General features: G+C 63.6%; 25 protein-coding genes. 19 read left to right on the top strand and 6 right to left on the bottom strand.

Annotated features, from left to right (window positions below; genetic code table 11):
- Position 1: 1 nt before the first annotated feature.
- The 9 genes from UC34_RS13025 (at position 2) to UC34_RS12985 (ending at position 10,371) form a co-directional block, all read left to right on the top strand.
- On the top strand, positions 2-748 hold the full coding sequence (locus UC34_RS13025; protein ID WP_072617473.1) for an alpha/beta hydrolase: 747 nt from the start codon (positions 2-4) through the stop codon (positions 746-748).
- Between the two features lie 89 nt (positions 749-837).
- Positions 838-2,463 (top strand): AAA family ATPase, encoded by a 1,626-nt coding sequence (locus UC34_RS13020; protein WP_044455879.1) that lies wholly within the window; start codon positions 838-840, stop codon positions 2,461-2,463.
- Between the two features lie 280 nt (positions 2,464-2,743).
- Positions 2,744-3,886, top strand: coding sequence for a PAS domain-containing sensor histidine kinase (locus UC34_RS13015; RefSeq protein WP_044455878.1), 1,143 nt, complete (start codon positions 2,744-2,746; stop codon positions 3,884-3,886).
- Entirely contained in the window at positions 3,883-4,518 is a 636-nt protein-coding gene (locus UC34_RS13010) for a response regulator (protein WP_237165102.1), read from the top strand. Before UC34_RS13015 ends, UC34_RS13010 begins: the two co-directional genes overlap by 4 nt.
- Positions 4,519-4,647: 129 nt before the next feature.
- Positions 4,648-5,292, top strand: a complete 645-nt coding sequence (locus UC34_RS13005) for a hypothetical protein (protein WP_044455876.1) — start codon at positions 4,648-4,650, stop codon at positions 5,290-5,292.
- A gap of 253 nt (positions 5,293-5,545) precedes the next feature.
- Entirely contained in the window at positions 5,546-6,817 is a 1,272-nt protein-coding gene (locus tag UC34_RS13000; RefSeq protein ID WP_052811033.1) for an amidohydrolase family protein, read from the top strand.
- Positions 6,818-6,845: 28 nt separating this feature from the next.
- Positions 6,846-7,382: a DUF1097 domain-containing protein gene (locus tag UC34_RS12995; protein ID WP_044455875.1), complete on the top strand. Its 537-nt coding sequence runs from the start codon at positions 6,846-6,848 to the stop codon at positions 7,380-7,382.
- 377 nt (positions 7,383-7,759) lie between these two features.
- The gene (locus tag UC34_RS12990; RefSeq protein ID WP_418303941.1) at positions 7,760-9,310 is read left to right on the top strand and encodes a gamma-glutamyltransferase family protein; all 1,551 of its coding nucleotides are present in this window, start codon (positions 7,760-7,762) and stop codon (positions 9,308-9,310) included.
- Positions 9,311-9,450: 140 nt separating this feature from the next.
- Positions 9,451-10,371 (top strand): LysR substrate-binding domain-containing protein, encoded by a 921-nt coding sequence (locus UC34_RS12985; protein WP_044455874.1) that lies wholly within the window; start codon positions 9,451-9,453, stop codon positions 10,369-10,371.
- Between the two features lie 51 nt (positions 10,372-10,422).
- Here UC34_RS12985 and UC34_RS12980 read toward each other — a convergent pair whose 3' ends face one another.
- The 5 genes from UC34_RS12980 to UC34_RS12960 form a co-directional block, all read right to left on the bottom strand.
- A complete protein-coding gene (locus UC34_RS12980) occupies positions 10,423-11,262 on the bottom strand; it encodes a bifunctional allantoicase/(S)-ureidoglycine aminohydrolase (protein ID WP_044458126.1) in 840 nt (279 codons plus the stop codon).
- A gap of 160 nt (positions 11,263-11,422) precedes the next feature.
- The gene (locus UC34_RS12975) at positions 11,423-12,670 is read right to left on the bottom strand and encodes an amidohydrolase family protein (protein ID WP_044455873.1); all 1,248 of its coding nucleotides are present in this window, start codon (positions 12,668-12,670) and stop codon (positions 11,423-11,425) included.
- A 253-nt stretch (positions 12,671-12,923) separates the two neighbouring features.
- Entirely contained in the window at positions 12,924-13,454 is a 531-nt protein-coding gene (locus UC34_RS12970; RefSeq protein WP_044455872.1) for an AidA/PixA family protein, read from the bottom strand.
- A 107-nt stretch (positions 13,455-13,561) separates the two neighbouring features.
- Positions 13,562-14,065, bottom strand: coding sequence for an inclusion body family protein (locus UC34_RS12965; protein ID WP_044455871.1), 504 nt, complete (start codon positions 14,063-14,065; stop codon positions 13,562-13,564).
- A gap of 471 nt (positions 14,066-14,536) precedes the next feature.
- A complete protein-coding gene (locus UC34_RS12960; RefSeq protein ID WP_044455870.1) occupies positions 14,537-15,190 on the bottom strand; it encodes a GntR family transcriptional regulator in 654 nt (217 codons plus the stop codon).
- Positions 15,191-15,444: 254 nt separating this feature from the next.
- On the opposite strand from UC34_RS12960, the gene UC34_RS12955 reads away from it, so the two are divergent.
- The 3 genes from UC34_RS12955 (at position 15,445) to UC34_RS12945 (ending at position 19,136) form a co-directional block, all read left to right on the top strand.
- Positions 15,445-15,912 carry a VOC family protein gene (locus UC34_RS12955; RefSeq protein WP_237165101.1) on the top strand — a complete coding sequence of 156 codons (468 nt, stop codon included), beginning with the start codon at positions 15,445-15,447 and terminating at the stop codon, positions 15,910-15,912.
- Positions 15,913-16,191: 279 nt separating this feature from the next.
- On the top strand, positions 16,192-17,241 hold the full coding sequence (locus tag UC34_RS12950) for a porin (RefSeq protein WP_044455869.1): 1,050 nt from the start codon (positions 16,192-16,194) through the stop codon (positions 17,239-17,241).
- A 95-nt stretch (positions 17,242-17,336) separates the two neighbouring features.
- Positions 17,337-19,136, top strand: coding sequence for an LVIVD repeat-containing protein (locus tag UC34_RS12945; RefSeq protein WP_044455868.1), 1,800 nt, complete (start codon positions 17,337-17,339; stop codon positions 19,134-19,136).
- Between the two features lie 169 nt (positions 19,137-19,305).
- Here the strand turns inward: UC34_RS12945 and UC34_RS12940 are convergent, their stop codons facing one another.
- Positions 19,306-20,328: a 2-hydroxyacid dehydrogenase gene (locus UC34_RS12940; RefSeq protein ID WP_044455867.1), complete on the bottom strand. Its 1,023-nt coding sequence runs from the start codon at positions 20,326-20,328 to the stop codon at positions 19,306-19,308.
- A 109-nt stretch (positions 20,329-20,437) separates the two neighbouring features.
- On the opposite strand from UC34_RS12940, the gene UC34_RS12935 reads away from it, so the two are divergent.
- The 7 genes from UC34_RS12935 to UC34_RS12905 all read left to right on the top strand — a co-directional run bounded on the left by UC34_RS12935 (position 20,438) and on the right by UC34_RS12905 (position 26,793).
- Entirely contained in the window at positions 20,438-21,442 is a 1,005-nt protein-coding gene (locus UC34_RS12935) for a fumarylacetoacetate hydrolase family protein (RefSeq protein ID WP_237165100.1), read from the top strand.
- Positions 21,443-21,479: 37 nt separating this feature from the next.
- Entirely contained in the window at positions 21,480-22,505 is a 1,026-nt protein-coding gene (locus UC34_RS12930) for an ABC transporter substrate-binding protein (RefSeq protein WP_044455866.1), read from the top strand.
- Between the two features lie 49 nt (positions 22,506-22,554).
- Positions 22,555-23,130 (top strand): VOC family protein, encoded by a 576-nt coding sequence (locus tag UC34_RS12925; protein WP_044455865.1) that lies wholly within the window; start codon positions 22,555-22,557, stop codon positions 23,128-23,130.
- Between the two features lie 90 nt (positions 23,131-23,220).
- Complete coding sequence (locus UC34_RS12920; RefSeq protein ID WP_052811032.1) at positions 23,221-23,964, top strand: ABC transporter permease; 744 nt, start codon at positions 23,221-23,223, stop codon at positions 23,962-23,964.
- Positions 23,961-24,830: an ABC transporter ATP-binding protein gene (locus tag UC34_RS12915; protein ID WP_237165099.1), complete on the top strand. Its 870-nt coding sequence runs from the start codon at positions 23,961-23,963 to the stop codon at positions 24,828-24,830. The genes UC34_RS12920 and UC34_RS12915 overlap by 4 nt, the downstream gene beginning before the upstream one ends.
- Positions 24,830-25,777, top strand: a complete 948-nt coding sequence (locus tag UC34_RS12910) for an alpha/beta hydrolase (RefSeq protein WP_044455863.1) — start codon at positions 24,830-24,832, stop codon at positions 25,775-25,777. Before UC34_RS12915 ends, UC34_RS12910 begins: the two co-directional genes overlap by 1 nt.
- Before the next feature lie 110 nt (positions 25,778-25,887).
- Positions 25,888-26,793: a dihydrodipicolinate synthase family protein gene (locus tag UC34_RS12905; protein WP_044455862.1), complete on the top strand. Its 906-nt coding sequence runs from the start codon at positions 25,888-25,890 to the stop codon at positions 26,791-26,793.
- The last annotated feature ends 6 nt before the right edge of the window (positions 26,794-26,799 follow it).

Raw genomic sequence — 26,799 nt, 5'->3', positions numbered from 1 at the left:
CATGTTCGACCCTTCATTGTTCGGACGGATGTCGCCGGACGTCATCGCGTCCAGCCCGATCTCCCCATCTGCGTCGGCCGTAGCGCCTGCGTTCGCGTCGGCTGACGTTGCGGCGCCTTCGTGTGTCGCGGCGTTTGCCCCCGGTCGCAACGCGTTGGGCCTGAGCGAAACACGCGACGCGGTTCTTTACGTTCCCGCTGGTCTGCCGACCGATCGCCCGGTGCCGCTATTCGTGATGTTCCATGGCGCGGGTGGTTTTCCGCAGAAGGTGTTGCCCTTCATCGAGCCTCACGCGGACCGGCACAAGTTTCTCGTGCTGGCGCCGCATTCGACCTTCCCGACGTGGGATATCGTGATTGGCGGCAATGGGCCCGATCTGGAGCGTTTGCAAGCGGCACTGCGTCAGGTGAGCGCACGTTATGCCATTGATCCGGGGCGAGTAGCGTTCGCCGGATTTTCGGACGGCGCCAGCTATGCGCTGTCCATCGGTGTGACGAATGGCGACATCGCGAGCCATGTGATTGCGTTCTCGGGCGGCTTCATGTCCATCTTCGTCCAGGAAGGTCAGCCGCAAATCTTCATTGCACACGGCCTCATCGACGAGCAATTGCCGATTGCGACCAGCGGTCGGCAAAACGCAAACAAGCTCAAAGCGGCGGGCTACGATGTCCGGTACGTCGAATTCGACGGGCTGCATATCATCGAGCCGGGCGTCGTGGCGCAAGCCATCGACTTTTTCCTCGCCTGACACAAGCGTCGCTGCGCACGTGCATGACGCGCAGCGCGAGTTTGTCACATGCCTCACTTGCTCACACGCCATACGGGGGAGTGTCGTCCATGGATTTCGAAATTCCCGAATCACTGATTCATCCGCTGATGCAACTGATCGGCGCCGACTCGCCGCTGGGCAAACACTTGACGGCCTACGGCGTGTGCCGGGGCAATATGCTCGTCTCCAGCGAGTGGTTCGACGCGAAGTCGCTCAACACGCTGTACGTGCTGAGCAAGTCGCAGAACGAACGTGCGCTGATGTTCCAGATGCTCGCGCTCGACAACGTCTACAACGCGCCGCAGGCCCGTGTGATCCCGAGTCTGGACAAACTCGTGCCGGGCCTGGTGGCGTATCTCGCGCGTGACGTCATCGACGGCTGGTTGTATCAGCGGCACCGCGACGGAGCCCTGCTGCCGTGGCTCGTGCGCCGCCTGCGATACGTTGAACCGGATCAGGGGGCGCCCTACGTCGTCGTGGACATGCTCGCGAACACGATGCAGTCGGCGAACCTCAGTCCGACGGAGCATCGACCGCGCCGCTCGGGCATGACCACGTCGCTGGTATTCACGCGTGACGACATCGTCAATCGCACGATTCCGGAGTTGCTCGCGGAGTTCGGGTTCTACAAGGAGTGTGCCGAGTTCAAGGCCGAGTACGAGCAGCATGCGCAGCGCTTCCTGCGCGTACAGCGGGCGTTCGGTGCACAGTTCGTATTGCGCCGGGCGGCCTTTTCCGTTGACTCGAAGGGGGTGACGGAACTGATCCGGGTCGGCGAGGGCGTGACGGCCAAATGCGTCAACGACGAAGCGCGGCTGGAGCGCAATTTCGAAATGGCGTGCGACGCGGATTTCTGGCGCAATGCCGAAATCGCGCAGGCCTTCGAGACGATCCCGCTGCACTGCTACGTGCACGTCTTCCATCTGGACTGGCATCGCAACCTCTGGGTGCACGTGCAGAACATGACCGAATACGAATACCAGCCGGGTCTGCGCGACAAACTGGTGCTGCCCGCACATCACCATGATCTGATCGACATTCTGACGTCGAACATGGACGTGATGATGCCTGACTTCGTGCCGGGCAAATCGGGTGGGGCGACGATTCTTTGCCAGGGTGCGCCGGGCCTGGGCAAGACGCTGACGGCGGAGATTTATTCGGAGGTGGTCGGCAAGCCGCTGTACCGGGTGCACTCGGGGCAACTGGGGACGACGGCGGCGTCCGTGGGCGCGACGCTCATGAGCATTTTGCGGCGCGCCATGCGCTGGAACGCGATTCTGTTGCTCGACGAAGCGGACGTCTACATCCGGCGGCGGGACAACGACCTGGAGCACAACGCCATCGTGGCGGAGTTCCTGCGCTCACTGGAGTACTTCCATGGTCTGCTGTTCATGACGACCAACCGCATCGGCGACGTGGACGACGCGATTCTCTCGCGCTGCATCGCCACGATCCACTACGAAGTCCCGTCCGCGGCAGATGCGCGCAGGCTATGGCGCATGCAGGCGGAGCAGGTCGGGGCGTACCTCGACGACGCGCTCATCGAGACGCTTGCCGCCCGTTATCCGAAAGCGAGCGGACGCGACATCAAGGAGTTGATGAAGCTCGCCAGCCGTTATTGCAAAGTCAGGAACATACCCTACACGGAAGACGTTTTCCGCTTGTGCGGCCTGTTCCGCGGCTATGACGGGTGACGGGTTCCATCCATTTTTCAAGTCGGTGAAGTTTGCTGATCGGCCCTGTCGGTCAGACGTATCGATCGGACGGGCGTCGGCGGCCATCACGAAAATTCATGACACGTCGCAGCATGCCGATATGCGGGAAAACTAGAGGCGCGCGCCAACACCGGTCTGGCTATATTGGTGGCGGATCGGCGCCGACATCTCCGCGCACCGCTGGCAAGCCACGTGCCCTGTCCGCGAGCCTCTGACTGTGTGGCGCCGCGCCATTTCATCGGCAAGGCAAGGAGACGCAGTGGAGACGCATGGCGAACTGCACCGGGCGATTCTGAATAACATCCCGGATCAGGCGTGGCTCAAGGACACCGAGTCGCGCTACATCCTCGTCAACGAGGCCTTCATGGCTGCGTGTGGGCGCACCGAGGCCGACATTATCGGCAGCACGCCGGACAAGGTCTGGTCGTCCGAATGGGGACGCATCTATCTCGCCACGGACAAGGCCGTCGTCGCGAGCGGCGTGCGGCGCCGCTACGAAGAAAGTCGTCCCGGCGCGGACGGCGCACCGCGTTGGTTCGACACCGTCAAGATGCCCGTGCGCGACGAACGCGGCCACATCGTGGGTACGGTGGGCATCTCGCGCGACATCACCGACCGCAAGCGCTCCGAAATGGCCTTGCTCGATTCGCGCGCGCAACTGCGCCAGCTCTCGGCGTATCTGCAAACCGTGCGCGAGGCTGAGCGCACGCGCCTGTCTCGCGAACTTCACGACGAACTGGGCCAGTGGCTCGGTGGATTGCGGCTTGGTCTCAACTATCTGGAGACGCAACCCGACATGCCGCAGGCGGATCGGTCCGCACACATCCAGATGCTCAAGGAACTGGTCGACGAGACCCTCGACGCCGTGCATCGCATCGCGACCGACCTGCGCCCGGCGGTGCTCGATGAACTCGGTCTGCATGCGGCGCTGGAGTGGCTCACGGAGTCGTTCGCGCAGCGTCATGGGTTGCAGTGCGACCTTCTCATGCCGGAAGCCGTCACCGCATGCCTCGACAGCGAATGCAGCACGGCCATCTTTCGCATCGTGCAGGAGTCGCTCACCAACGCGAGCCGTCACGGTCAGCCCACGCACGTTCGCGTGTCGCTGGCGCTGCGCGACGGGCATTGTCACGTGAGCATTGCCGACGACGGTCGCGGTATGGACACGACTCGCGCCGGCCACGGTCAGCGGCTCGGGTTGATGGGCATGCGCGAGCGTGCGCTGATGTTGGGCGGCGCCTTCGAGATCGAGAGCGCACCGGGGCAGGGCACGCGCGTCAATGTCCGGATTCCGGCACGCACGGCGGCCGGCGGCATGACGAGCGCCGACACATTGGATGGATCGGACGCACTGGGCGGCGCCGATACGACACACGAAGCGGGGTGGTCATGCGGGTCATGATTGCGGACGACCACGCGATCATTCGCGACGGCCTGAAAAAGATTATCGCGATGGCGCCGGACATGTCGGTCGTGTCCGAAGCCGTGGATGGCGACGATGTCCTCAAGCGCCTGCGCCTCACAACCGTGGACGTGCTGCTGCTCGACATGTCGATGCCCGGCAAGAGCGGCATCGCCCTGATTTCGCAGATCAAGGCGACGTACCCTGCGCTGCCGGTGCTGGTCCTGAGCATGTATCGCGAATCGCAGTACGCGGTGCAGGCGATTCGTGCAGGGGCGGCAGGGTATCTGACAAAGAACGCCGAGTCCGAACAGTTAATGAGCGCGATCCGACGCGTGGCGCGCGGCGGCACGGTCGTCTCGCCGCTGGTCGCCGAGAAGCTCGTGCGTCAATTGCAACAACTCACCGAGGCGCTGCCGCATACGCGCCTTACGGCCCGGGAATTTCAGATATTCCAGATGCTCGTCGAGGGTAACGGGATCAACGACATCGCGCGCTGCCTGTCGCTCTCGGCCAAGACGGTCAGCACGCACAAGGCCAACATTCTGGCCAAGATGGACATTCCGTCAACCGCCGGTCTCGTTCACTACGCCATCGAACACGGTCTGATCGTGGCCGAGACCGATGCGTGACGGTTCCCATCCCGTCTTCCCAATGGTGCGCCGCGTCGACAGGATTCCGAAGACGGTCGCCGGTTTCATAAAGGAGTGCGCGCTATAGGTGACAAACTGGAATCTCCCTTCACTGGATGGAGATCCATCATGAACACGATTGCCCCGTCGACTACCGTGCCATTTGTCACGGTGACGCTGGCCCCGCCTTCGACCGGCGCCGCAAAACACGCCCTCGGCACTCAGTTGAACCACGCGCGGCAGTTCCGTCCGGATGGCGCCTGGGTTGGCGCCGGGACGTCCTGTCACACGGTCCACGCGACGATCACGCTGAGCGCCAACTCGCAAGTTTCGATTAATGTCCGCTCGGCCGCTGAGAGCGTTCGACCGGGCGACAGGCGCTCCGGCGTCGTGGGTGACAAGGGTGACAAGGGCGACAAGGGCGACGATTGGCGGCAAAACGTTTACACGGGGGCGATGCAGCGCTGCGCCGTCGTAGGCGATAGGGAAGACGACGCGCGGCAAGCGGTTGATGGCGGGGCAGCGCAGCGCTCAGGCGTCGTGAACGACGAAGACGACGAATCGCTGCGGGAGGCATATTCGGGAGCAGCAAAGCGCTCAGGCTTCGCGAGCGACGACGAAGACGAATCGCTGCGCGAGGTTTATTCGGGGGCAGTGAGGCGCTCAAGCTATGGGAGCGACAACGAACGATCTGAGGAAACCCGTTCGGCGGCGGACGCGCGTCGCACGCGCTATTACGCCCCGCAGACGGACATCATCGGCGATGAAGAATAAGACGTAAGTCCTCAGCGGTCGGGTTCCGTCGTGCACGGGGCCCGGCCATTCCCCGCCGAAGCGCATCTGACGCGCTTTGCATGCTGCACCGCGTCTAGGGAAATTCTTAGACGAAAACCAGCAAATCCCGATGCCTTCTTCGCAGGCGCTCCTCTACTCTTGGCTCAGGCCTTTGCCAGCCCGGCCGGCAGCAGTCGCCGACACCTGCCATCCCTTGACCCTCATCGACTTCGTGACGTAAGGAGACCGCACCATGCATGTGGACCTGCTGATCAACAACGTGTGCGTGCGCGACGATGCGCCGCTCGTGGACATCGCCATCAAGGGCGGGCGCATCGCCGCGATCGAGCCGGGCATCGACGCCAGCGCAGATGAGCGGATCGACGCGCAGGGACGTGCCGCGATCCCCGGTCTCGTCGAGGCGCACCTGCACCTGGACAAGGCGCTGCTGCATCGTCGTCTGCCGGCGCGCTTCGGCACGCTCGACGAAGCCATTCGCGTCACGGGCATTCTCAAGAGCAAGCAGGAGCGCGAAGACGTGCTCGACCGCTCGCGTCAGGTGCTCGACATGGCGGTGAAGAACGGCACGGTGGCCGTGCGCGCGCACCCCGACGTCGACCTGATTCAGGGCCTCATCGGCGTGGAAACGTTGCTCGCGCTCAAGGACGAATACGACAGCCTGCTCGATCTGCAAATCGTCGCGTTCCCGCAAGAAGGCATCCTGAAGTCGAAGGGCACCTACGAACTGATGATTGACGCGTTGCGCATGGGCGCGGACGTCGTGGGCGGTTGTCCCTACAACGAGCTGAACTGGGACGACACGAAGCGTCACATCGACATCGTGTTCGAACTCGCACAGCGCTTCGACGCCCCGGTCGACATGCATGCCGACTTCGCGGATGACACGGCGGACCAGCGCTTTGCCGCCATCTCCTACATTGCACAGAGAACCATCGACACCGGGTATCAGGGACGTGTGTCGCTCGGGCACGTCACGAGCCTCGGTGCGCTCGATAACGACGCGCTCGCCCCCGTCATCGAACAGATTCGGCTCGCAGGTATCAGCATTGTGACGTTGCCTGCGACCGACTTGTATTTGGGCGGACGTAAGGACACGCAGAACCCGCGACGCGGACTCACGCCGGTCAAGGCGCTGCACACCGCCGGCGTGAACGTCGCGTACTCGTCCAACAACGTGCGCAATGCCTTCACACCGTTCGGCAAGGCCGACATGTTGCAGATCGGCAATCTGCTCGCCCACGTCGCACAGTTCGGCGTGCCCGAGCATCAGCAGGCGATTCTCGACATGGGCACGCACAACGCCGCGCGCGCCATCGGCCTGTCGCATGACTACGGCATCGCGGTGGGCAAGCAGGCCGATCTCATCATCCTCGATACGTTCCGGGTGGCCGACGCGCTGCTCGACATCCCGCCACGCCTGTGGGTCATCAAACGCGGTCGCATCACGGTCGTGACGCAGCATCACTGCGAAATTCACCGGCATTCATGTTGTTGTGCGCAATGAAGTACCCATAAAACTCAAGGAGACAATCATGAAGAAGCTGCCTGCGGAAGTCGTTGCCTCACTGCTTGCCGTCACCACCATCCCGATTGCGATGCTGCCGTTGCACCTGCCGCCGTGGGCGATTTTCATCAGTTGGGCCGCGACCTTCGCGATGGGTGGCCCGACGCTGGTGAACCTCAAACGCATCTGGGCGACGCTGCCCGTAGGATCGTGCTTTGCGTTTCTGATCGTGCTCGGATTCAAACAGGCCGCCACGCAGTTCAGCGGCAACACGCTGATACTGGCCGAGATGGTGATTCTCTTCGCCGGTAACGGGTCGATGATGGCGCTCGCCCGCGTCTTCCCGGGACTGAACTTCATTCCCGGCATGTTCTTCGGCTTCGCGACGTACTTCGCCACACTGTTCGGCGGCTTTGGGCCGGTGCCGCAGGATCCGTTCGCGGCGCTTGCCGCCGCTGTGGCCATGAACGCGCTGGGTCCGGTCTACGCGTGGGTGAAGGAGCGCTATTCGGCGCCGGAGGTAACGCATCAGCGCAACTGGAAGGGTTGGAAAGCGGAAGTCTGATCCGACGATTCGATGCGTCGTTGATGTGCGGACGAAGCGTTGCCGGTGTCGGGCACGCTTCGTCGTTCGATGAGATACCAAAAGATCCCAAGAAAGGGGGAGACGGCATGACGTTCGAGCAAACCATGGCCGAAGGGCCGATGACGACACAACCGGCCACGACTGGCGACGCGGCCAATCTTGCGGCGCGTCGGAGTTTTCTGATGGGCACGGCAGCGCTGGCAGGAAGCGCCGTGCTGCCGCTCTCGACGGCATCAGCGGCATCAGCGGCATCCGCTGTATCAGGCGCCGCCGTCGCCGATGCCGTGGTTTCGCCACCCGCGACGCAGGCAAAGACCGGCACGAACGACCCGCGTCTCGCACGATCCACGCGGGGCATGGTCACCAGCCCGCATGCACTGGCGAGCGACGCGGGACTGGAAGTGCTGCGCGCGGGCGGCAACGCGATCGAGGCGGCGATCGCCATTGGCGCGGTGTTGAGCGTGACTTATCCGCATTTCACGGGTTTGGGGGGCGACGCCTTTATGGTCATCAGCGACCGCGACGGCAATGTGCGCACGTTATCCGGCATCGGACAGGCCGCTGCGCAACCGCCGGCGTATGCCGGCGCAATTCCCGTGCGGGGGGCGGGGGCGACGCTCACCACGGCGGCGACCGTCGCCATCTGGGACAAGGCATACGACATCAGCCGCAAGCAGTGGAACGGGCAGCAAGCCTGGTCATCGCTGTTCTCGCGCGCCACGGAATATGCGGCGAACGGCTTTCCGATCACGCCGTCACAGCACTTCTGGCAGACGTTCCGCGCCGGCGATCTGCCCAACTGGGACGGCTTTTCGTCCGTCTTCATGCCGAACGGCCGTATCCCGCAGGTCGGTGAGCGTTTTCATCAACCGGCGCTCGCCAGAAGTCTCGACAGCATCGCGACCCATGGCGGACGCGAATTTTACGAGGGCGATCTCGCTGCACGCATTGCGGCCGGACTCAAGCGAGTCGGCTCTCCGCTGCGCGCGAGCGACCTGTCGCGTGCGCAGGCGCGTGAAGAGACGCCGTTGCGTGTGGCTTATCGTGATGGCGAGTTGCTGGGACTGCGCCCGCCGACGCAAGGGGTGACCACACTGGAGATCATGGGCATTCTCAACCGCTTCGACCTCAAGTCGATGCCCGAGGGCAGCCCGGACTATTACCACGCGCTCGTCGAAGCGGTGAAGCTCGCGTTCATCGACCGCAACCGGTATGTGGCCGATCCCGACTTCGTCGACGTGCCCGTGGAGCGTCTGCTCTCGAGTGCGAATCTCGATGCGCACGCCCGCAGCATTCGCATGGATCGCGCCATGCCCTGGCCGCATGTCTTCAGGACCGGGGATACCGTTTATATCGGCGCGGCCGACGCTCAGGGCAACTGCGTGAGCATGTTGCAGACGGTGTATTTCGACTGGGGCAGCGGCGTTGTGCTCGGCGACACCGGTGTGTTGTGGCATAACCGCGGCGCGTCGTTCAGTCTCGACCCGTCGAGTGCGAACGTGCTCGCCGGCGGCAAGCGACCGTTCCATACGCTCAATCCGGGAATGTATCTGAAGCAGGGACGCCCGCAACTGCTCTATGGCACGCAAGGCGCAGACGGTCAGCCGCAGACGCTCGCGGCCGTGCTCACACGCCTCATCGATTACGACATGGATCCGCTCACGGCGCTCAGGCGTCCGCGCTTTTTGCTGGGCAAGACGTTCTCCGATTCGCGCGACAGCCTCAAGCTCGAACAGGACGCGGGGGCCGATGTCTTTACGGCCCTGGCGGCACGTGGGCACGAGATGAGCCCGCTGCCACCGCAAAGCCAGTTGGCGGGGCATCCGGGAGCGATTCGCATCGGTGCGCAGGGGCAGATGAGCGGCGCCCACGATCCGCGCAGCGACGGTCGGGCATTGGGCCTATAGCGACCGCCACGATCGTGCGCGGCGCGTTGCCCTTGTCGGGACTGTTCCAATCGGGCGGATAGCCCCGAAAACCCCAGTTGTCGGACGTTCGCCGCGCGTGATAAAAGGTCAGCCATTCATCGACAAAATAAATACCCGATATGGCTGGCAGTGCAAAATCGAATCGACCGCCAAATCGTCTCAATCGTCCCAATCGTCCCCTGTTCGATCTGGACTTGCTGCGCTCGATCATCATGGTGGCCGATTGCGGCAGCTTCACCACGGCCGCCGCGCGCCTGCATTCGACACAGTCCACCGTCAGTCAAAAGGTGCGTCGTCTTGAAGACATGGTCGGGCACAGACTGCTCGAGCGTGGCAACCGCGAAGTGCACGCGACAGATGCAGGAGAACTGCTGCTGGGTTACGCGCGTCAGATGCTCGCTCTCAACGATCAGATGTTCGAGGCGCTCTCGGGCGCCGTGGTGGCTGTAACCGTGCGGCTAGGCGTGCCGGAGGATTTTGCGACGGGCGCCACCACTCAGGTGCTCGCGCGCTTCAATCGTCAGTATCCGCAGGTCAAACTGGAGGTCACGAGCGGGCTGAGTCGCGATTTGCTTGGCAGCTACGATCATGGCGAACTGGATCTCGTGCTGGTCAAGCAGCGTCGCAATAGTCGCGAGTCGGTAGCAAGCCGCCCGGAAAAGCTGGCGTGGATCGACAGTGCGAAGCATCCGTCGTTCGGGCTCGATCCGGTGCCGTTGGTGACGTTCCCGACGCGCGGGCTCTATCGCGACGACATGATCAATGCGCTCGAGTCGATGGGCCGCAACTGGCGCATCAGCTTCACCAGTTCGAGTCTGAGCGGCATTCAGGGCGCCGTGGCCGACGGGATGGGGATCAGTCTGGTACCGCCGCGCGCCGTGCTGCCGGGGCATGCGGTGCTGGGCCGGGCGCAAGGGCTGCCGACCATCGACACGTTCGAGCTGGCGATCTTTCATCGCCCGACGGCCGACCCGATGGTCGGGGCGCTGGCCAAGGTGCTGGTGGGGCTGTTGGAATCGAAGCCGCGCGCATCGAAGTGACCGATACGACTGGACGACGCGCGCGGCTGAGAAGGACAGTGCCGGGGATGCTTATTTCGGCTGCGCGCCCAGCGTCAGCGTCATGTGACGGTTGACGTCCTTGTACAGCAGATAGCGGAACGGACCGGGGCCGCCCGCATAGCAGGCCTGCGGGCAGAACGCACGCAACCACATGAAGTCGCCGGCTTCGACTTCCACCCAGTCCTGGTTCAGACGGTAGACGGCCTTGCCTTCGAGCACGTACAGGCCGTGCTCCATGACGTGCGTTTCCGCGAACGGGATTACGCCACCGGGCTGGAACGTCACGATGTTGACGTGCATGTCGTGACGCATGTCCTGAATGTCGACGAAGCGCGTCGTCACCCAGCGGCCATCGGTGCCCGGCATCGGAATCGGTTCGACGTCCTGCTCGTTCTTCACGAACGGCTCCGGATACGGCAGGCCTTCCACGGCCTGGTAGTGCTTGCGAATCCAGTGAAAGCGCGCCGTGTTCAGGCTGTTGTTGCGCAGTTGCCAGTCGGTCGCGGGCGGAATGAACGCGTAACCGCCCGGCGTGAGCGTATTCGCCTTGCCCTGGATCGTTACCGTGATTTCGCCTTCGACGACGAACAGCACGCCTTCGGCCTTCTCGTCCTGCTCCGGTTTATCGCTGCCGCCGCCCGCACCGACTTCCATGATGTATTGCGCGAACGTCTCGGCAAAGCCCGAGAGCGGGCGTGCAAGCACCCACAGGCGCGTGTTGTCCCAGAACGGCAGATGACTCGTGACGATGTCGCGCATCACACCCTTCGGAATGACGGCGTATGCCTCGGTAAACATCGCGCGGTCGGTGAGCAGTTCGGTTTGACCCGGATGCCCGCCATGCGGCGCGTAATACGTAGTCTTCGACATGTTGGTTGGCTCCTGATGCATTCTGATTTTTTTCCCCATGGTCCATCGCCGGGCCCCTTGGTCGCGTCTGCGCGCTTTGGGGGCGCGCACAGATCGCTTCACCTCGGTGCGACGAACGCATGCGATGTCGTCGCGGGGCGCACGGCATCGCGCATGACAGTCAGGTCGGGGTGGACCCTGCTGTGTCCTTGAGCAGGGCAGGGTCCAGCGCGAGTTGCGCCGGGCCGCCCCAATAACGCCCGTGGCGGATGACCGCGCGCGCGGCCGGCGCGGCGGCGACGGCGGCCGCTGCATTCGGCGCGTCGACGACGACGAAGCTCGCCTCGCAGCCCGGCTGCAGCCCGTAATCCGCTTTGCCGATGACGCGCGCGGCGGCGCTCGTGGCCATCTCCAGCGCAACGCGCAGATCGTCGTCCGTGTAGAAACCCGAGCGGTAACCGATGAGCATCGCCCGTTGCAGCATGTCGCCGTTGCCGTACGGCCACCAACTGTCCTGAATATTGTCGTTGCCCGTGAATACGCATACGCCCGCTTCGCGCAAGCGCAGGATCGGCGGGAAAGCGCGGTCGCCCGGGGCGTTGGTCATGATCGAAACGTCGGCGTCCGCCAGCGCGCGGGCAATCGTGTCGAGCGCGTCCGGGCCAATGTCGCCCAGCCCGTACGCGTGGCTCACGCTCACTCGGCCCTGCAAGCCGGCGGCCTGTGTGCGTGAGGCGATGCGATGCAACTGAGCCAGTCCGATATCGCCGGGCTCATGCAGATGGATATCGATTTTCGTACCGTATTTCTCCGCGATGCCGAAGATCACATTCAGTTGACCATGCGGGTCGCCGTCGAGCGTCGTCGGGTCGATGCCGCCAATCACCTGAACGCCCGCACGCACGGCGTCTTCGAGCACCTGCGCGGTGCCGGGACAACTCATCACCCCGGCCTGCGGGAACGCGACGAGTTCGATGTCCAGCCATTCGCGCCATTTCTCACGCACGGCCATGATTTCGTTCAGATGGGTGAGGCCCGTGCTGGCGTCGACGTCGACATGGCAGCGCATGGCGATGGTGCCAAAGGACACTGCTTGTCGCATCAGGGCGTCGGCGCGTCGCGCCATCGGGGCGGCGGCAGCGATGTCCTGCTTCTCGGCGGCGAGACGCTCGCGCAGGGTGGCCGCGGGACGATGGGGCCGCCAGCGGTCGCCGACAAAGCTCTTGTCGAGATGGATGTGGCCATCGACGAAACCGGGCAACACCAGCTTGCCTTGCAGATCGATGACCTGTGCGCCGCTGGCGCCCGGCACATCCGCCGTAGGGGCGCCGACGTAAGTCAAGCGACCGTCGCACGTGGCGAGGGTCATCGGGGCGCCGTCGGCATCGACAGCGCCCTTGAAAATGCGGTGGTGACCGGAGGAACTCATGGAACGACCTCTGTGCTGCCCGGGCCCTCGCTGGCGCTGCGTTCGTGTCGGTGGGCGCCGCCGCGCCGCGGGGTCTCTTGGGGAGTGAAACGGGGGGTAAGACTTACAAGATAGCGAACCGGTCGCACATCGACAAATTAAATATTGGAATGCATGGCATTCGATTTTCAAATAGTTGGCGTCGATGTGTCGGCGTCCCGCATATGCCCCTGTCGGCTGTGGTGGATACGCCGCGCCATGGTCGGCGATGGGCTCACGGCACGGCGATGCGCACTGTCCAGCCGAAGCGCCCCAGTAGGGTGGCGTCGCGGTCCGTGACGATCGCCTCGACGGTAAGCGTCGCCTTGCCGCTGGCGACGACCTGCGCCTGCCAGAACGCGTCCGGTGCAGGACGTGCGACGGCATCTCCCGGCGTGCCGGGCTGCGGCGCATACCGAACGGCGTTGTCGTCGACATGGAGCTGCAAATTGCCAAGCACCGCTTCGTCGGCCAGCGAGAGGTGCAACAACACGGCATGCTCGCCGCGCATGGCGAGGGGTGTCCAGCGCAGCCGTAGTCGAGCGCCCGGACGAACGTCTAGCGACCAGGTCGTCGTGTTGACGCCCGCCAACGCGTCGGCGCCGGATGAAAGGCAAAAGCAGGCGCTGCCGTCGACGGCGGTCGTCTGTGCGTCGCCCACCGGCGAATCGTGCGGATGATCGAGCAGTGTCGCCGTATCGATGGCGAGCAGCACGTTGGCTGCGCTTTCGTCATGAAGGGCGCCGCAGGTCGATGGGTCGGACATGGAGGCTCCTTGCTGCAAGAAATGCGCGCCCTCCCGCGCCCGGCATGCGTGGTGCGCCGTGGTGTGCCCTGGTGTGTGGCGTGGCGCGGGAGGGCAGCGCTGATGGCTCAATGGTTGCGGATGGTGATGAACGGGTCCCACTGATAGCAGCCGCAGAGGTTGCCGCCGCGATCGAGCACCATGAACTGGAAGTGGTAGGTCACGCGTCCGGTCTTGAGTGTCTCGCAAGACCAGAAATAGTTCGAACATTGCTGCTTCTTCGGCTTGGTCGGATCGGGCGGATTCGGCACCGGGATGATCACCTCGGCTTCGCGCGGCGACGGAGGCGAGATCAGCTCATTGCCTTGATTGCCCACGAATTTATAGAAAATGCACGACTGCTCGAAGCCCAGCGAAAGGGAGCATTCGCGCCACCGGATGACGTCGCCGACCGTGGCTGCGACATCCAGTTCGCCGCCCGCCTGGCCACTGACCACGTTGCCTTGCGTCACGATCATGAAAACGTGCTTGAAGTCGATGATCGGCGGGTTCGCCATGCTGGCGTTCTTGCCGTACCGGTCGACGATCGTCTTGGTGTCGATGCTGACCAGCACATCGGTGATTTGGGACATGTGTGTCTCCACGAAAGGCTCAGGGAATGCCGTCGATCCGTGAGGGCGACGGGCCGCAAACGCGAAGCGAGTCGGCATCCGTGCCCGCCCGAGAACCTGGGCGAGCGCAGGCATGCCGTGCGCTGCGTTTCATCGGTGGAGCCTAGGAAGCGCGCGAGCGTTGGACAACCTCTTACGGGCGGCTCACTTTGCGTGACATAGGGGCGTGAGGCCGCGCGGGGGTAGGGGCTGGCGCTATTGCGCCTCGCTCCCCAATCGATAGATTGGAAGGGAATCACTCAAATGGCTGGCGAACCACGCCTGCTTGATGGCGTGAGGGCGGGCGCATAGGTATGCCCCCGCGCGCGAGCCAACGCGGGCGGGCGGCAGGGAAGCGGAAGCGGAAGCGGAAGCGAAAGCGAAAGCGAAGCGAAAGGGGGAGGAGCCGGGAAGGGGCCCGGGCGCACGGCGGCGTGGCCCGGCCCTGTGTGGCTACGACAGCTTGCGGCTGTGTTGCAGGCGTTCGAGAACGTGGATGCTCAGGCGTGCCGTGTGGCTGCGCATGGCGTTGTAGGCAGCTTCGGCGTCCGCCGCCAGAACGGCCTCGACGACACGTTCATGCTCATCGAAGGACACCGTGAAACGCTCCTCGACGTCGGATTGCGCTGCCCGGAACGGCGCGAGACGCTCCCGATGACTGTCGATGAGGGCCATGAGCGTCTTGTTCTGCGTGCCCGCGCTCAGCAACTGATGGAATTCGCGGTTGAGCGCAAGGTAGCCCGCTTCGTCGCCCGCATCCATGCACTGCTTGCTCTGGACGTGAATCATTTCCAGTTGTTTTTTCTGCATGGCGCTCATGCGCTGGGCGCTCAGACGGCAGCAAAGGGCATCGAGTTCGCACATGGCTTCGAGCATGTCGGACAGATCGTCGACGCTGATGCTCGCCACCACACCGCCCTTGTGCGGCGTCAGCTCGATGAGACCGCGGGCGTTGAGTTCGCGCAGCGCTTCGCGAATCGGTGTGCGCGAGGCCTTGAAGCGTTCGGCCAGTGCGACTTCTTCCAGCTTCTGTCCCGGCGGCAGGCGTCCGTCGATGATCTCGCCCGTCAACACCCGGCAGATTCGTGCGGCAATGGTTTCGGCCATGCTTGTCTATCTCGCTCCGTGGATGCGTCGTTTTGGTTGGATTGTATACATGCGGATTATACGAGTATTTCTTTCCTTTCATTGGACCGGACGCCGTACGTCGCCTGATTGGGCAATGATTCAGGCCGATTGTGAGGGTCTTGCTGCATTCAAAAATACGTTTTTGAATGCAAAGTGCTGAGATAGTATACATAAGCCATCTGCCGGACATTTCCGGCCGGGCTTACTACCTCAATGCGAAGGAGACATACATCATGGCCAAACTGCGTCACATTGCGCTGTCCGTTCCCGATCCCTGGAAGGCTGCGGAGTTTTACATGCAGGCGTTCGATTTCAAGAAAGTCGGCGAGACGGATTCCTCGCTCGCGCGGGGTGTGTACCTCTCGGACGGCGTCATCAACCTGGCGCTGCTCAACTACAAGAACGACGAAGCCGCAGGCGAGCGCGGGCGCGAGTTTGTCGGCCTGCATCACATCGGCATCTGGGTCGAGGACGTCGAAGCCACGCGCTCGAAGATCGAACAGGCGGGCGGGCGGTACTACATGGGCGAGGTGCCGGTGAAGAGCAACATTTTCTACGAAGTGAAGTTCTTCGATCCTAACGGCGTGATCTTCGACGTGACGGCCCACGGCTGGGGCGGTGCATCGAAAGACGGCACGGGCGCCGACAATGCGCCGAAGCTGCGACACGAAGGATTGCAGGCGGATCGCTCTGGCATCTGATTGCCGCGGGCCGCCTCGCGCTGCATTGCGCGGCAACCCCGCCGGACAGGTTGGCCGGCGGCGGTTCGGGCGCATCGACATTGACGTGAGTGTCGGTCGTCAGGGGTAACCCGCTATAACAAAATCGGTCGTTTGTATAAATAAATAGCAGTAGAAATTCAATTTCCTTGATATGTATAATCGTTCGAAAGATTGTATACATACAACAGGCGGGCGGCTGACATCCTGACAAGCAACGAGGGGGCGCCGCGACAAAAACGAGAACTATCAGGAGACAGCATGAAGAAGCGAGTGTTGTGTGCATTGCTGCTGGGGGCAATGCAGGGTGGTGCGTATGCGCAATCTTCCGGGGGGGTATCGCTCTCGGGTTTCATTGACCTGAATCTCGAGCAACTGTGGGGATCGGGGGCGAACGGCGGCAAGGTCACGAGAATGTCCAGCGGCGGGCTGAACAACTCTCGCTTCAATCTGAGCGGTTACGAAGAACTGGGCGGCGGCAACCGCGCCTTCTTCACCTACGAGCCGATGTTTACGGCGACCAATGGCGTGCAGTCCGCACAGGCGCGGCAATCGTTTGTCGGCATCAAGGGGCCGTGGGGCGATCTGTCGCTGGGGCGCCAGTTCACGCCATCGTACTGGATCGCAGGTTACGCCGATCCGAGCTGGGCGGCCGACTTCAGTATGGTCAACAACATGGAGTTCTTCTACGCGTCGTATCGCGTCGATAACGCCATTCAATACAAGACCCCCAGCTGGTACGGCCTGAACGCGCGTTTCATGGCGACGACCGGTCTGGGCGACGGGACCCGCGCCGGCCGCTTCTATTCCGCCGCCCTCGAATATCGCAGCGGCGACATCTTTCTCGGCGCGGTGAGCGAGCTGCAGTACACCCGCGACATTTATTCGGCGAGCCAGATCCATTCGTCGCGCGACAACTATTTCGCAGCGACGTACAAGTTCGGCAGCGTCGAGCCGACGCTGATCTATCACACGTACAACGGCTATTACGCGTATCCGCCGTACGTGGCGTTCAACGTGCGCGGCTGGGACATTCAGGCGGGCGTGCGTTATGCGCTCACGGATCGCCACCGCTTCTATGCGAGCTTCGTGCACCGTCAGGACGACGACAACAAGGCGCTTTCGAACGCCAACGGTTTTGTCGTCGGCTACATGTACGGGATGTCTAAGCGCACCACACTTTACGCCACCTACGCTCGTGTCCAGCACAGCAACGACACGCTGGTCCATTACCCCGTGACGTTCCAGGTCACCCCGACCGGCTCACAAAATCCGTCGGGCGTGCAGTTGGGCATTCGTCACGCGTTCTGAGCGCACATTCCGGCTTTTCCGCATCACGCCTCCTGCACGGGCGATCCCACGATCCGTGCGCTGGAGAGAAGATTTTTGAGACGAAGGAGGAAGACATGTTTCGCAAGCACACCCTGAGCGTTTCGTTGACCGCGACCGCAGTGCTCGCCGCGCTCACGATGGCGCTCGCCGCGCGTGCCTCGGCGCCCGAGAGTGCGCCGGCGGCGCAGGCCGCGCCGCTCGACACACAACCCGCTGGCACGCCCGGCACGCCGAATGTCAAAGATCCGTATCTGGCCGGATGGCTGCGTCTCACGCCGGATCGTGAGCCCAAGCCGCTCAAGCCCGGTGTGGATTACGGTATGGACCCGGCCACGGGCAAGTTCATCTGGCCGAAGGCGACGCCCGAAGTGCACACCGGACAGCGCTTTCCCGGCGAGTTGACGTTCTGGGACAAGAAGAGCTACGCCAAGAACGTGAAGGTGCTCGCGTTCTATCCCGGCGTCGATTCGCCGTTCCACGCGTGGAACAACATCGCCGACTTCAACGGCAAGCGTTATCTCTACATCCATGACCGCGACTATCTGCGCATCATGGACGTGACCGATCCGGCCAACGGCAAAGTGGTCTATTCGAAGGGCGGCGTGTGGGGCCCGAAGGGGTCGAGCGAGAAGTTCGACGCCGATAACATCCAGGACTATCTCGGCGGCGCCACCATCGTGTGGAACAAGAAGCTGGGCAAGCCGATCCTCGTCGCGTCCTTCGAAATCGGACGCTACGGGCTGATGCGCGACAAGTCGAAGCAGCCCGACAAGGTCGCGGCGCAGCGCAACTACAACTCGCTCAAGGGTTTCAAGGTGTTTGTGATGGACGGCCCGTTGCCGTCCGACTGGAAGCTGATCGCCACACGCACCACCGACTACAAGCATCCGGACGCGCCAGTCGGACAGCAGCAAGGCTCCGGCTCGCTGGATTCGCCCGAGTTCTACGGCGGCAAGTACATGATTCTCTCGTCGGCGCCCGACGATAGCTACGCGCTCACCGAATACCCCAACTATCTGTATTCGCCGGGCTATCAGGTATGGGACATGTCGGATCCGGCCAATCCGAAGTTCGTCTCGCAGATCTCGGTGCCCGGTCAGATCCTCGGCAACACGGAGCATGAGCAGGCGTATTTGCAGAACCCGCGCGCGGGTAATCGAACGTCGTGGATGGGCTCGCGTATGCCGATCTTCCTGCCGAAACCGCTTGAGCAGGGCGGCAAGGTGGGTTTCGGCGCGATGGGCGGTCTGGGACTGTGGTCGTTCGACCTGTCCGATCCCGCGCATCCGAAGGTCATGGGCAACGTGAACACCGCGCCGAGTTTCGCCGGCACGGAGTACGACAACGCCGACGTGAGCCAGTACGAGCGCACCGGCTACGTGTTCACCAGCGGGTATCCGATGAACCGCGACTGCTACGAGCCGTTCAAGGACATCTTCGTGGTGGACGCCCGCAACCCCGCGAAGATGAAGGTCGCTGCCAAGTTGCCGGAACCGGAAGTGCCTGCCGGTGCGCCGTTCACGAGCTTCTGCCAGCGCGGCGGCAATTATGGTCCGAAGCGCTCGAATTCGATCGGACAGTCGGGGACCTGGCGCCAGGGCATCGTGCCGTACTCCTACTACAACGCAGGCGTGCAGATCTTCGACGTGAAGGATCCCGCCAAACCGCACATTGCCGGCTACTTCGTGCCCGGGCTGGCCGACGAGACGGAACTGCCGGTCTACACGCTGGGCAAGGGGGTCTTCGCGATGTACACCGAGTACGACCGCAACATCATGTGGGCCTTCACCGAGAACGGCGCCTACGCATTGTCGAGCCCGCTGCTGGGCGAGCCGGTGATGGGCGCGCCGGCGAAGCCCTGGCCTGCGCGGTAATCGGTCGGAAGAGGTATCAGAAAGGGCATCAGAAAGGGCATCAGGCAAGGCATCAGGGCGGTACCGCCGGAGGGCGGCGCCGTCTCCGCCGTCGACTTCACAGGGCCTCCAAAGCGTGAAGTGTTGAAGCGGGCAACCTCCGATGGTCTCCCGGTTGCCCGCTTCCTTTTTATCTCAGCGCTTTGCGACCCGTCCTCGCTACTGTCGCCAATGTCGGTTTGACGGGCGTTGGCAGTGGCTGGCCTGCCAGGTGGGCGCGCACGTTGGCCAGCAGCGAGTCGATCTGGGCTTGCAATGCGGCCGGCGAGCGGCCGGAGACGTGAGGCGTAAGCACCACGTTTTCGAGCATGCGCAGCGCGGAAGGCACATCGGGTTCGGTCTCGAAGACATCGAGGGCGGCGCCGGCGATGATGCCGTCGCACAGTGCTTCGATCAGCGCCTCGGTGTCGACGACGCTGCCGCGCGCCACGTTCACGAGAAAGCCGCCGGCGCCGAGCCGCGCGAGGACGTCTGCGTTGACCAAATGGTGGGTCGAAGGACCACCGGGGCAGGCGAGTACGAGGAAATCGCTCGCGTCGGCCAGTTCCCCGACGGTCGCGAAGTACTGCCAGCGTCGATCGTCGTGCGGTGTGCGCGTGTGATAGCCGACGGACATGCCGAAGCCTTCGGCACGCCTTGCGATGGCCTGACCGATGTTGCCCAGGCCGATCACGCCGAGTCGTGCGCCGTGCAGGGTGGGGCGCGGTGCACGATGTTTGGCCCAGCCCCCGGCCTTGACCGCGCGGTCGAGCGTCACCAGTGCGCGCGAGACCGCGAGCATCAGCGCGAGCGCGTGGTCGGCCACCGTTTCGCCATTCGTGTTGGGGGCATGCGCGACGGCGATGCCGCGTTGGGCTGCCGCTGCGATATCGATGCGCTCGTAGCCTGCGCCGAAGGCGCACACGAGTTCGAGTTGCGGTAGCAAGTCCATCTGTGCGGCGTCAAGGCCAGTGGTGCCGTTGGTCAGAAGCAACCGGGCGCGCGATGTCAGGCCGGAGATGTCGGACGTACCGGACGTACCGGACATTCCGCGTCCAGCGAAGCCGCTGGCGGTGACGTCGACGTCCTGAATATGCAGTCCTGCGGCGAGCAATTGCGCGCGGGCAAGGGGTTCGAGCGGGATGAGATTGAGTAGCAGTGGAGCGTCGGGCATGGACGTTAATCGCCTCGTTCGGATGGATTGAAAAATAAAATACAAATCAGTTGCTATGTATACATATGCTATGTATTGTGTTTCAACATAGCAATCAAAAAGACAACCGATGCGTAAGTACGACATCGGTTCCCCGATGGAAGACAAGGAGACGTGTGTGAGCTGGTTTGGAATCGCAACTTATGAATCGCAAGTCCCGGGCGCCGTCGCAGCGCGCCGTACGGCGTTGGTGCAACACGGGCGTCTGTACGATCTGGAAGCCGTACTGAGTCACGCAGGCGCGGGACTGGACGATGGTCGTGCGAGCTCGCCGGACCTCACGGTGCTGCTTTCGAACTGGTATGTGCATGGCGAGGCGGTCTGCGCGGCCGTACGTCGCGCCATCGACGCCGGCGTGCCGGCCAGGGTCGGCGCACTGGCGAGCGACACCTATCGCCTGTGCGCGCCGTATCAGCCGGGCCGGATCTTTGCCACGGCGTCCAACTTCTACGAGCACGCGGCCGAAATGGGCACCCAGCTCGCGCCGCGCAGCGAAAGCTCGCCGTACATCTTCATGAAAGCGGAGACGAGCGTGACCGCGACCGGCACGGATGTCGTGCTGCCGCCGCATGCCGAGCGCGTGGACTGGGAGGTCGAGCTGGCCGTGGTGATCGGCCGTCCGGGGCGTCATATCGCCGTGGAAAACGCGCACGAGTGGATCGCCGGTTACACGGTCATCAACGACGTGAGCGCGCGTGATCTGAACCGTCGCACCGACTATCCGTTCACGCACGACTGGTTTCGCGGCAAGAGTTTCGATACCTTCGCTCCTCTGGGGCCGTGGTTTGTGCCGCGCGACGTCATTCGCGATCCCCAGAACCTGCGCATGACGCTGTCCGTGAACGGCGAAATGATGCAGAACGACACGACGGCGGGAATGATCTTCAACGTGGCGGAGCAGATCGCCTATCTGTCCGAAATCCTGACGCTCAAGCCCGGCGATCTGATCGCGACCGGCACGCCGACTGGCGTGGGCATGGGGCGTGGCGTGTATCTCAAGGCGGGTGACGTGATGGTGGCGGGCATCGAGGGCATTGGCGCTATCGAGAACCGTGTCGTGGCACAGCGCAAATAACAAGGACCGCTCGAGTCGCGGTCAGGAGGAGGCAGCAATGCAACAGTGGCAGTGGACCAGGCGCTGGTGGACGGCGCTCGTGTGTGCCGGCACGCTCGGCACCGTGGGGGCGAGCGCGTTGTGGGCGAGTCCTGTCGCCGCACAGGACAAGGTCAGGTTCAACCTCTCATGGCTGCCGCAGGGCAGTACCGGCGGCGTGCTCGTCGCGATCCACAAGGGCTATTACCGGGAGGCCGGGCTCGACGTGTCGGCTGTCGTCGGGCATGGCGGCCAACGCACCGTCAATGAAGTCGATCAGGGCCTGTTCGAGTTCGGCTACGGCGATCCGATCAGCGTGATGCTCAATCGTGCGCAGGGCGGCACGACGAAGATGGTCGGCTCGATCAATGCCGTGTGGCCCGGGGCCATCTGCTATCTCGCCAAACCCGGTCGGACCATCGCAAAGCCTGCCGATCTCAAGGGCTTGTCGATGGGCGGCGGCGGCGCGTCTCCATTGCAGAACATCGTGCCCGCATGGCTGAAGGCCAACGGCTTGCCGCCGACGTCGGTCAAACTGCTGCGCCTTGACCCGTCGACGATCAATCCGTCGTTCCTGCAAGGCCGCGTCGATCTGACCGAGTGCTGGGAGGGCGCCAACCTGCCGGTGCTCAAGGCGCTTGCTGCGAAACAGGGGCGCGAAATCGGTTCGCTGCGCTATCGCGATTTCGGGCTGGACATGGTGGGCAACGGCATCGTCACCACGCAAAAGATGATCGAGCAGAAGCCCGACGTGGTGCGCCGGTTCGTGCAGGCGACCTATCGCGGCTATGCGTGGATGCGTGAGCACCCGGAGGCGTCGGCCGGCGTGATCGTCTCTCAATATCCGATGCTCGACAAGGCGGTCATGGTCGAACAGATTCGCCAGATCGGCGCGCTCGAGAGCGACCGGGAGACGAAGGGACACAAGCCAGGCTGGTTGCCCGTGCCGCGTATGGAATCGACCGCGCAGTTCGTGCGCGAGGCCTTCCAGCTCGCGCCTACGCTCAAAGCGACCGACATCTATACCAATCAGTTCGTCGAGTGAGCAGCGAGCGCTCAACGAGACGCGAACCGACGCTATACAAGGAGTGGAGATGACAAGCCCCAACCTCAACCTCGCCCCCAAACCCAAGCTCAACCCGAAGCGACTCGGCCATCTGGTGCTGGTCGTGCGCGATATCCAGAAGTCGGTGAAGTTCTATACCGAAGTCCTGGGCCTGAGCGTTTCCGACTGGATCGACGACCAGATGGTGTTCCTGCGTGCCGGCACCGACCACCACGATCTCGCGCTCTCTCAGATACCCCTGAACTCGCCCGACATCGACGACCTGCCGCGATACAGCCGTCCCGGCATGGAGCACTTCTCCTATCTCGTGGACAGCGTCGAGGAAATGGAAAAGGCCGTCGACGTACTGCGTGCGCACGATGTCGAGATCGTGCGCGGTATCGGACGTCATGGCCCCGGCGCGAACTACTTCCTCGTGTTCAAGGATCCGGACGGCAACAACGTCGAGCTGTATTGCGAGATGACGCAGATCGACGCCGCACATCCTTACGAGGCGAAGGTGTGGGAGCGCAATATCGAGAGCTTCGACCGTTTCCGGTTCGAGCGCTTTGTCGTGCCGCCCCCGCCGGGCATGGTCAAGGAAAAGTCGGGCGGCAAGGCGTAGGTCCGCCGCCGATCAGCCAACCAACAAATCAACAACAAGCCAACAGACCCCTGGCCGATCCCTGCATCGGCAACCGGAGGAGACATTCGAATGAAACGCATCGCACAGACGATCGTGTTCTGGGGCGTGTTGCTCGCGCTGTGGGAGATGGCCGTGACGTACTTCAAGGTGCAGTCGTACCTGATGCCGCCGCCGTCGGCCATTTTTCGTGCCGCCTGGGAAGTCCATCCGCAGATGATGGCCGACACCTGGGTGACGACCGTCGAAGTGCTGACGGGCTTCGTTGCGGCGGTCGCGGGCGGCCTCGTGATCGGCGTGGTCATCAGCTACAGCGCGTTGGCACGCCGCACGCTGTACCCCCTCGTCACCGCGCTGCAAAGCATGCCGAAGATCGCGCTCGCGCCGCTCATGATCGTGTGGTTCGGGTATGGCTTCGCTTCGAAGCTGGCGTCCACGTTCCTGTTTGCGTTCTTCCCCGTCGTGGTGGCGACGATGGGCGGACTCGCCTCGGTCGCGCGCAATCTCGACGAACACTTCCGCGCGCTGGGCGCCAGTCCGTGGGACACCTTCTGGCGGCTTTATCTGCCCGCGGCGCTGCCGGCGTTCGCCGACGGTCTGAAGATCGCCATGCCGCTGGCCGTCATCGGTGCGATCGTCGGTGAGTTCATCGGGTCGGAAGAGGGGCTGGGACACCTGATCGTGTTCGCGTCGGCGGCAGCACGCACCGATGTCATGTTCGCCGCCATTCTCATGGTGACGCTGCTGGCCGTGGCGCTGTACTGGATCATCGAGCGCCTGGCGCGCTTCGTCTGGTGGCGGGGGATCAACGTATGAGCCATCCGAAAGCGAACACTGTGACGCCATTCCCGACTTCCCCTCTGCCCTCTGTTGCGCAGGGCGGCGACACGCCCGACATCGGTGCGAAGCCGGGCGACGTCATGATCGAGGTGAGTCACGTCGACAAGACCTTCGCCGCCAAGCAACGCAAGGGCGCGCCCGTCAGGATTCTCGACGACGTCTCGCTGTCGATCGCCGATCGCGAGTTCGTGTCGATTCTGGGCGCGAGCGGTTGCGGCAAGAGCACGTTGCTGCGCATCGTGGCGGGCCTCGTGCCGCATGACGGCGGAGAGGTGCGTGTCGGCGGGCAGCGCGTGTCGCGTCCCGTGCCAGAGATCGGCGTAGTCTTCCAGACGAGCAACATGCTGCCGTGGCTCACGGTGCGACAGAACCTGATGCTGGGCACCCGGCTGCGCAAGATTCCGAAAGACAAAAGCGCGCCACGTGTGCAGGCGCTGCTGGAAATGCTCGGACTCGCGCAGTTCGCCGAGCATCACCCGCATGAGCTCTCCGGCGGCATGCGCCAGCGCGCGTCCATCGGACAGATTCTGGCGCTCGAACCCAAGGTGCTGCTCATGGACGAGCCGTTCGGCGCACTCGACGCGCTCACGCGAGACAACCTGAACGTCGAATTGTTGCGCATCTGGCAGGAGCACCGGCAGACGGTGTTGCTGGTCACGCACAGCATCGAGGAGGCGGTGTTCCTGTCGGATCGCGTGATCGTGATGTCGGCGCGCCCGGGCAAGGTCGAGCAGGAGGTGGTGATCGACCTGCCGCGTCCACGCTCTCCCCAGACGATCAAGCAGCATCCCCGGTACGCCGGGTACATTGCGCAGCTCTCGCAACTGATGGGAGTCTATTGATGGACACGCAGACGTTTGCCGCGTCGGCGCCCCGCGATTGGGAATCCGCGCGCGCGCTGATGCGTGCGCTGGGCCCGCGCTGGAAGAACGACATCGCGGCGGGCCGCCGCGCGGTGCTCGACGTCTATACGCCGTTGCTGGCAATGGCGTCGACCGAGGACTTCACTGTCGTTCGCGACCTGGCATACGGTCCGCACGCGCGGCACCGGCTGGACGTGTATCGTCCGGTCGCGCCGGTGCGCGGCGGGGCGCCGGTCGTTGTCTTCGTGCATGGCGGGGGCTTCGTGCGGGGCGACATGAACGCCAACGCGCAGATCTATGGCAACGTGCCGCGATACTTCGCGCGGCACGGCTGCGTGGCCGTGAACGTGGAGTATCGCCTTGCCCCGGAGGCGTCGTTCCCCGGCGGTGCGCGGGATGTCGCGCTGGCCATTCGATGGCTTCGCGAGCATATCGGCGCGTACGCTGGCGGGAGCGATGTCGACCTGTCGCGCATGTTGCTGATCGGCCATTCGGCGGGCGGATCGCATGTGGCGAGTTATCTGTGCGATCCGCGCGTACGTCCGGCAGCGCCCGAGGTCGCCGGCGCCGTGCTCATCAGTGCGCGTCTGCGCGCCGATATTCTGCCGGACAATCCGAACGCTCCCGGGGTGCTCGCGTACTACGGCGACGATGCGGCGCGTTACGAACCCGATGCGCCGATGGCGCACGCCGAGGCCATGCCGGTGCCGGTCCTGACCGTCATCGCGCAGTTCGAGAATCCCCATCTCGACACTTATGCGCTGGAGTTCTGCCATCGTCTGGCGCAGCGCGACGCGCGCGCGCCGCGCTTCGTTCAGGTGCGCGATCACAACCACACCTCGGTCGTCGCCCATCTGGACACCGGCGACGATTCGCTCGGTCGCGAAATTCTGCAATTTCTGCACGAACTCAACCCGTCTCCCTGACGGGCTTCGCGCCCGCCTGAGTCGGCAGATCGTCAGGTCACGAATTCGGTGATCTGCCGCGTGCGGCACCGGCAGGGCCGAACCTCTCTTTCTCCCTTTTAGGAACTGTCATGGTCGATCACGAATTGACCGGGGCGTTTGCGCCCGTCGTCACGCCGTTTCACGCGGATCTGACGCCGGATGCCCCCCGTTTTGTCTCGCATTGCGCCTGGTTGCTTTCACATGGCGTGGGTCTTGCGCCGTTCGGCACCAACAGCGAAGCGAATTCGCTCGGACTTGCCGAGCGCATGACGTTGCTCGATGTGCTGGTCGACAACGGCCTCGATCCGCGCCGCATGATGCCCGGCACGGGCTGCTGCTCGTTGCCCGAAACCGTCGCGCTCACGCGGCATGCCGTCGAGCGCGGCTGCGCCGGGGTGCTGATGCTGCCGCCGTTCTTCTACAAGGGGCTTTCGGACGACGGACTGTATGCGTACTACGCGCGCGTCATCGAGCAAGTGGCCGATGCCCGCCTGCGGCTGTACCTGTATCACATCCCGGCGCTCTCGGGCGTGCCCATTACGCTGTCCGTCATCGAGCGGCTGGTGCGAGACTTCCCACGCACTGTCGTGGGCATCAAGGACAGCTCGGGCGACTGGAACCACCTGAGCGTAATGCTCGACGCCTTTCCCGGCTTCGGCATTTTTCCGGCCTCGGAATCGCTGGTCTCGCGCGCGTCGGCGAAGGGGGCGAGGGGATGCATCTCCGCCACCGTCAATATCAATCCGGAGCGCATCGCACGCCTGTGCCGCGAGTGGGCTGAGGACACCGGCCCCGCGCTGCAGGCACAGGCCGACACCGTGCGGGCCATCGTTCAGTCGTTCCCCATGATTGCGGCGCTCAAGGCCGTGCTGGCGACGTATCGCGAAGACAGCGCATGGTCGCACGTGCGCCCGCCGCTCTCGCGGCTGTCCGACGAGCAGCACGGGCGGCTGCACGCGCAGTTGGCCGCGTGCGGCTTCACGTTGCCGGGCTGACGGACC

It is taken from the genome of Pandoraea vervacti, from assembly GCF_000934605.2.
Classification (GTDB): Bacteria; Pseudomonadota; Gammaproteobacteria; order Burkholderiales; family Burkholderiaceae; genus Pandoraea; species Pandoraea vervacti.
The sequence above is the reverse complement of the archived record's forward strand: the minus strand, read 5'-3'. Positions and strand labels throughout refer to the sequence as shown.

Excerpts from the sequence above, each read along its gene's own strand:
- UC34_RS13025 (WP_072617473.1), top strand. The coding sequence starts at position 2 with ATGTTCGACCCTTCATTGTTCGGACGGATGTCGCCGGACGTCATCGCG.
- UC34_RS13020 (WP_044455879.1), top strand. The coding sequence starts at position 838 with ATGGATTTCGAAATTCCCGAATCACTGATTCATCCGCTGATGCAACTG.
- UC34_RS13010 (WP_237165102.1), top strand. The coding sequence starts at position 3,883 with ATGATTGCGGACGACCACGCGATCATTCGCGACGGCCTGAAAAAGATT.
- UC34_RS13005 (WP_044455876.1), top strand. The coding sequence starts at position 4,648 with ATGAACACGATTGCCCCGTCGACTACCGTGCCATTTGTCACGGTGACG.
- UC34_RS13000 (WP_052811033.1), top strand. The coding sequence starts at position 5,546 with ATGCATGTGGACCTGCTGATCAACAACGTGTGCGTGCGCGACGATGCG.
- UC34_RS12995 (WP_044455875.1), top strand. The coding sequence starts at position 6,846 with ATGAAGAAGCTGCCTGCGGAAGTCGTTGCCTCACTGCTTGCCGTCACC.
- UC34_RS12990 (WP_418303941.1), top strand. The coding sequence starts at position 7,760 with ATGGTCACCAGCCCGCATGCACTGGCGAGCGACGCGGGACTGGAAGTG.
- UC34_RS12985 (WP_044455874.1), top strand. The coding sequence starts at position 9,451 with ATGGCTGGCAGTGCAAAATCGAATCGACCGCCAAATCGTCTCAATCGT.
- UC34_RS12980 (WP_044458126.1), bottom strand. The coding sequence starts at position 11,262 with ATGTCGAAGACTACGTATTACGCGCCGCATGGCGGGCATCCGGGTCAA.
- UC34_RS12975 (WP_044455873.1), bottom strand. The coding sequence starts at position 12,670 with ATGAGTTCCTCCGGTCACCACCGCATTTTCAAGGGCGCTGTCGATGCC.
- UC34_RS12970 (WP_044455872.1), bottom strand. The coding sequence starts at position 13,454 with ATGTCCGACCCATCGACCTGCGGCGCCCTTCATGACGAAAGCGCAGCC.
- UC34_RS12965 (WP_044455871.1), bottom strand. The coding sequence starts at position 14,065 with ATGTCCCAAATCACCGATGTGCTGGTCAGCATCGACACCAAGACGATC.
- UC34_RS12960 (WP_044455870.1), bottom strand. The coding sequence starts at position 15,190 with ATGGCCGAAACCATTGCCGCACGAATCTGCCGGGTGTTGACGGGCGAG.
- UC34_RS12955 (WP_237165101.1), top strand. The coding sequence starts at position 15,445 with ATGGCCAAACTGCGTCACATTGCGCTGTCCGTTCCCGATCCCTGGAAG.
- UC34_RS12950 (WP_044455869.1), top strand. The coding sequence starts at position 16,192 with ATGAAGAAGCGAGTGTTGTGTGCATTGCTGCTGGGGGCAATGCAGGGT.
- UC34_RS12945 (WP_044455868.1), top strand. The coding sequence starts at position 17,337 with ATGTTTCGCAAGCACACCCTGAGCGTTTCGTTGACCGCGACCGCAGTG.
- UC34_RS12940 (WP_044455867.1), bottom strand. The coding sequence starts at position 20,328 with ATGCCCGACGCTCCACTGCTACTCAATCTCATCCCGCTCGAACCCCTT.
- UC34_RS12935 (WP_237165100.1), top strand. The coding sequence starts at position 20,438 with ATGCGTAAGTACGACATCGGTTCCCCGATGGAAGACAAGGAGACGTGT.
- UC34_RS12930 (WP_044455866.1), top strand. The coding sequence starts at position 21,480 with ATGCAACAGTGGCAGTGGACCAGGCGCTGGTGGACGGCGCTCGTGTGT.
- UC34_RS12925 (WP_044455865.1), top strand. The coding sequence starts at position 22,555 with ATGACAAGCCCCAACCTCAACCTCGCCCCCAAACCCAAGCTCAACCCG.
- UC34_RS12920 (WP_052811032.1), top strand. The coding sequence starts at position 23,221 with ATGAAACGCATCGCACAGACGATCGTGTTCTGGGGCGTGTTGCTCGCG.
- UC34_RS12915 (WP_237165099.1), top strand. The coding sequence starts at position 23,961 with ATGAGCCATCCGAAAGCGAACACTGTGACGCCATTCCCGACTTCCCCT.
- UC34_RS12910 (WP_044455863.1), top strand. The coding sequence starts at position 24,830 with ATGGACACGCAGACGTTTGCCGCGTCGGCGCCCCGCGATTGGGAATCC.
- UC34_RS12905 (WP_044455862.1), top strand. The coding sequence starts at position 25,888 with ATGGTCGATCACGAATTGACCGGGGCGTTTGCGCCCGTCGTCACGCCG.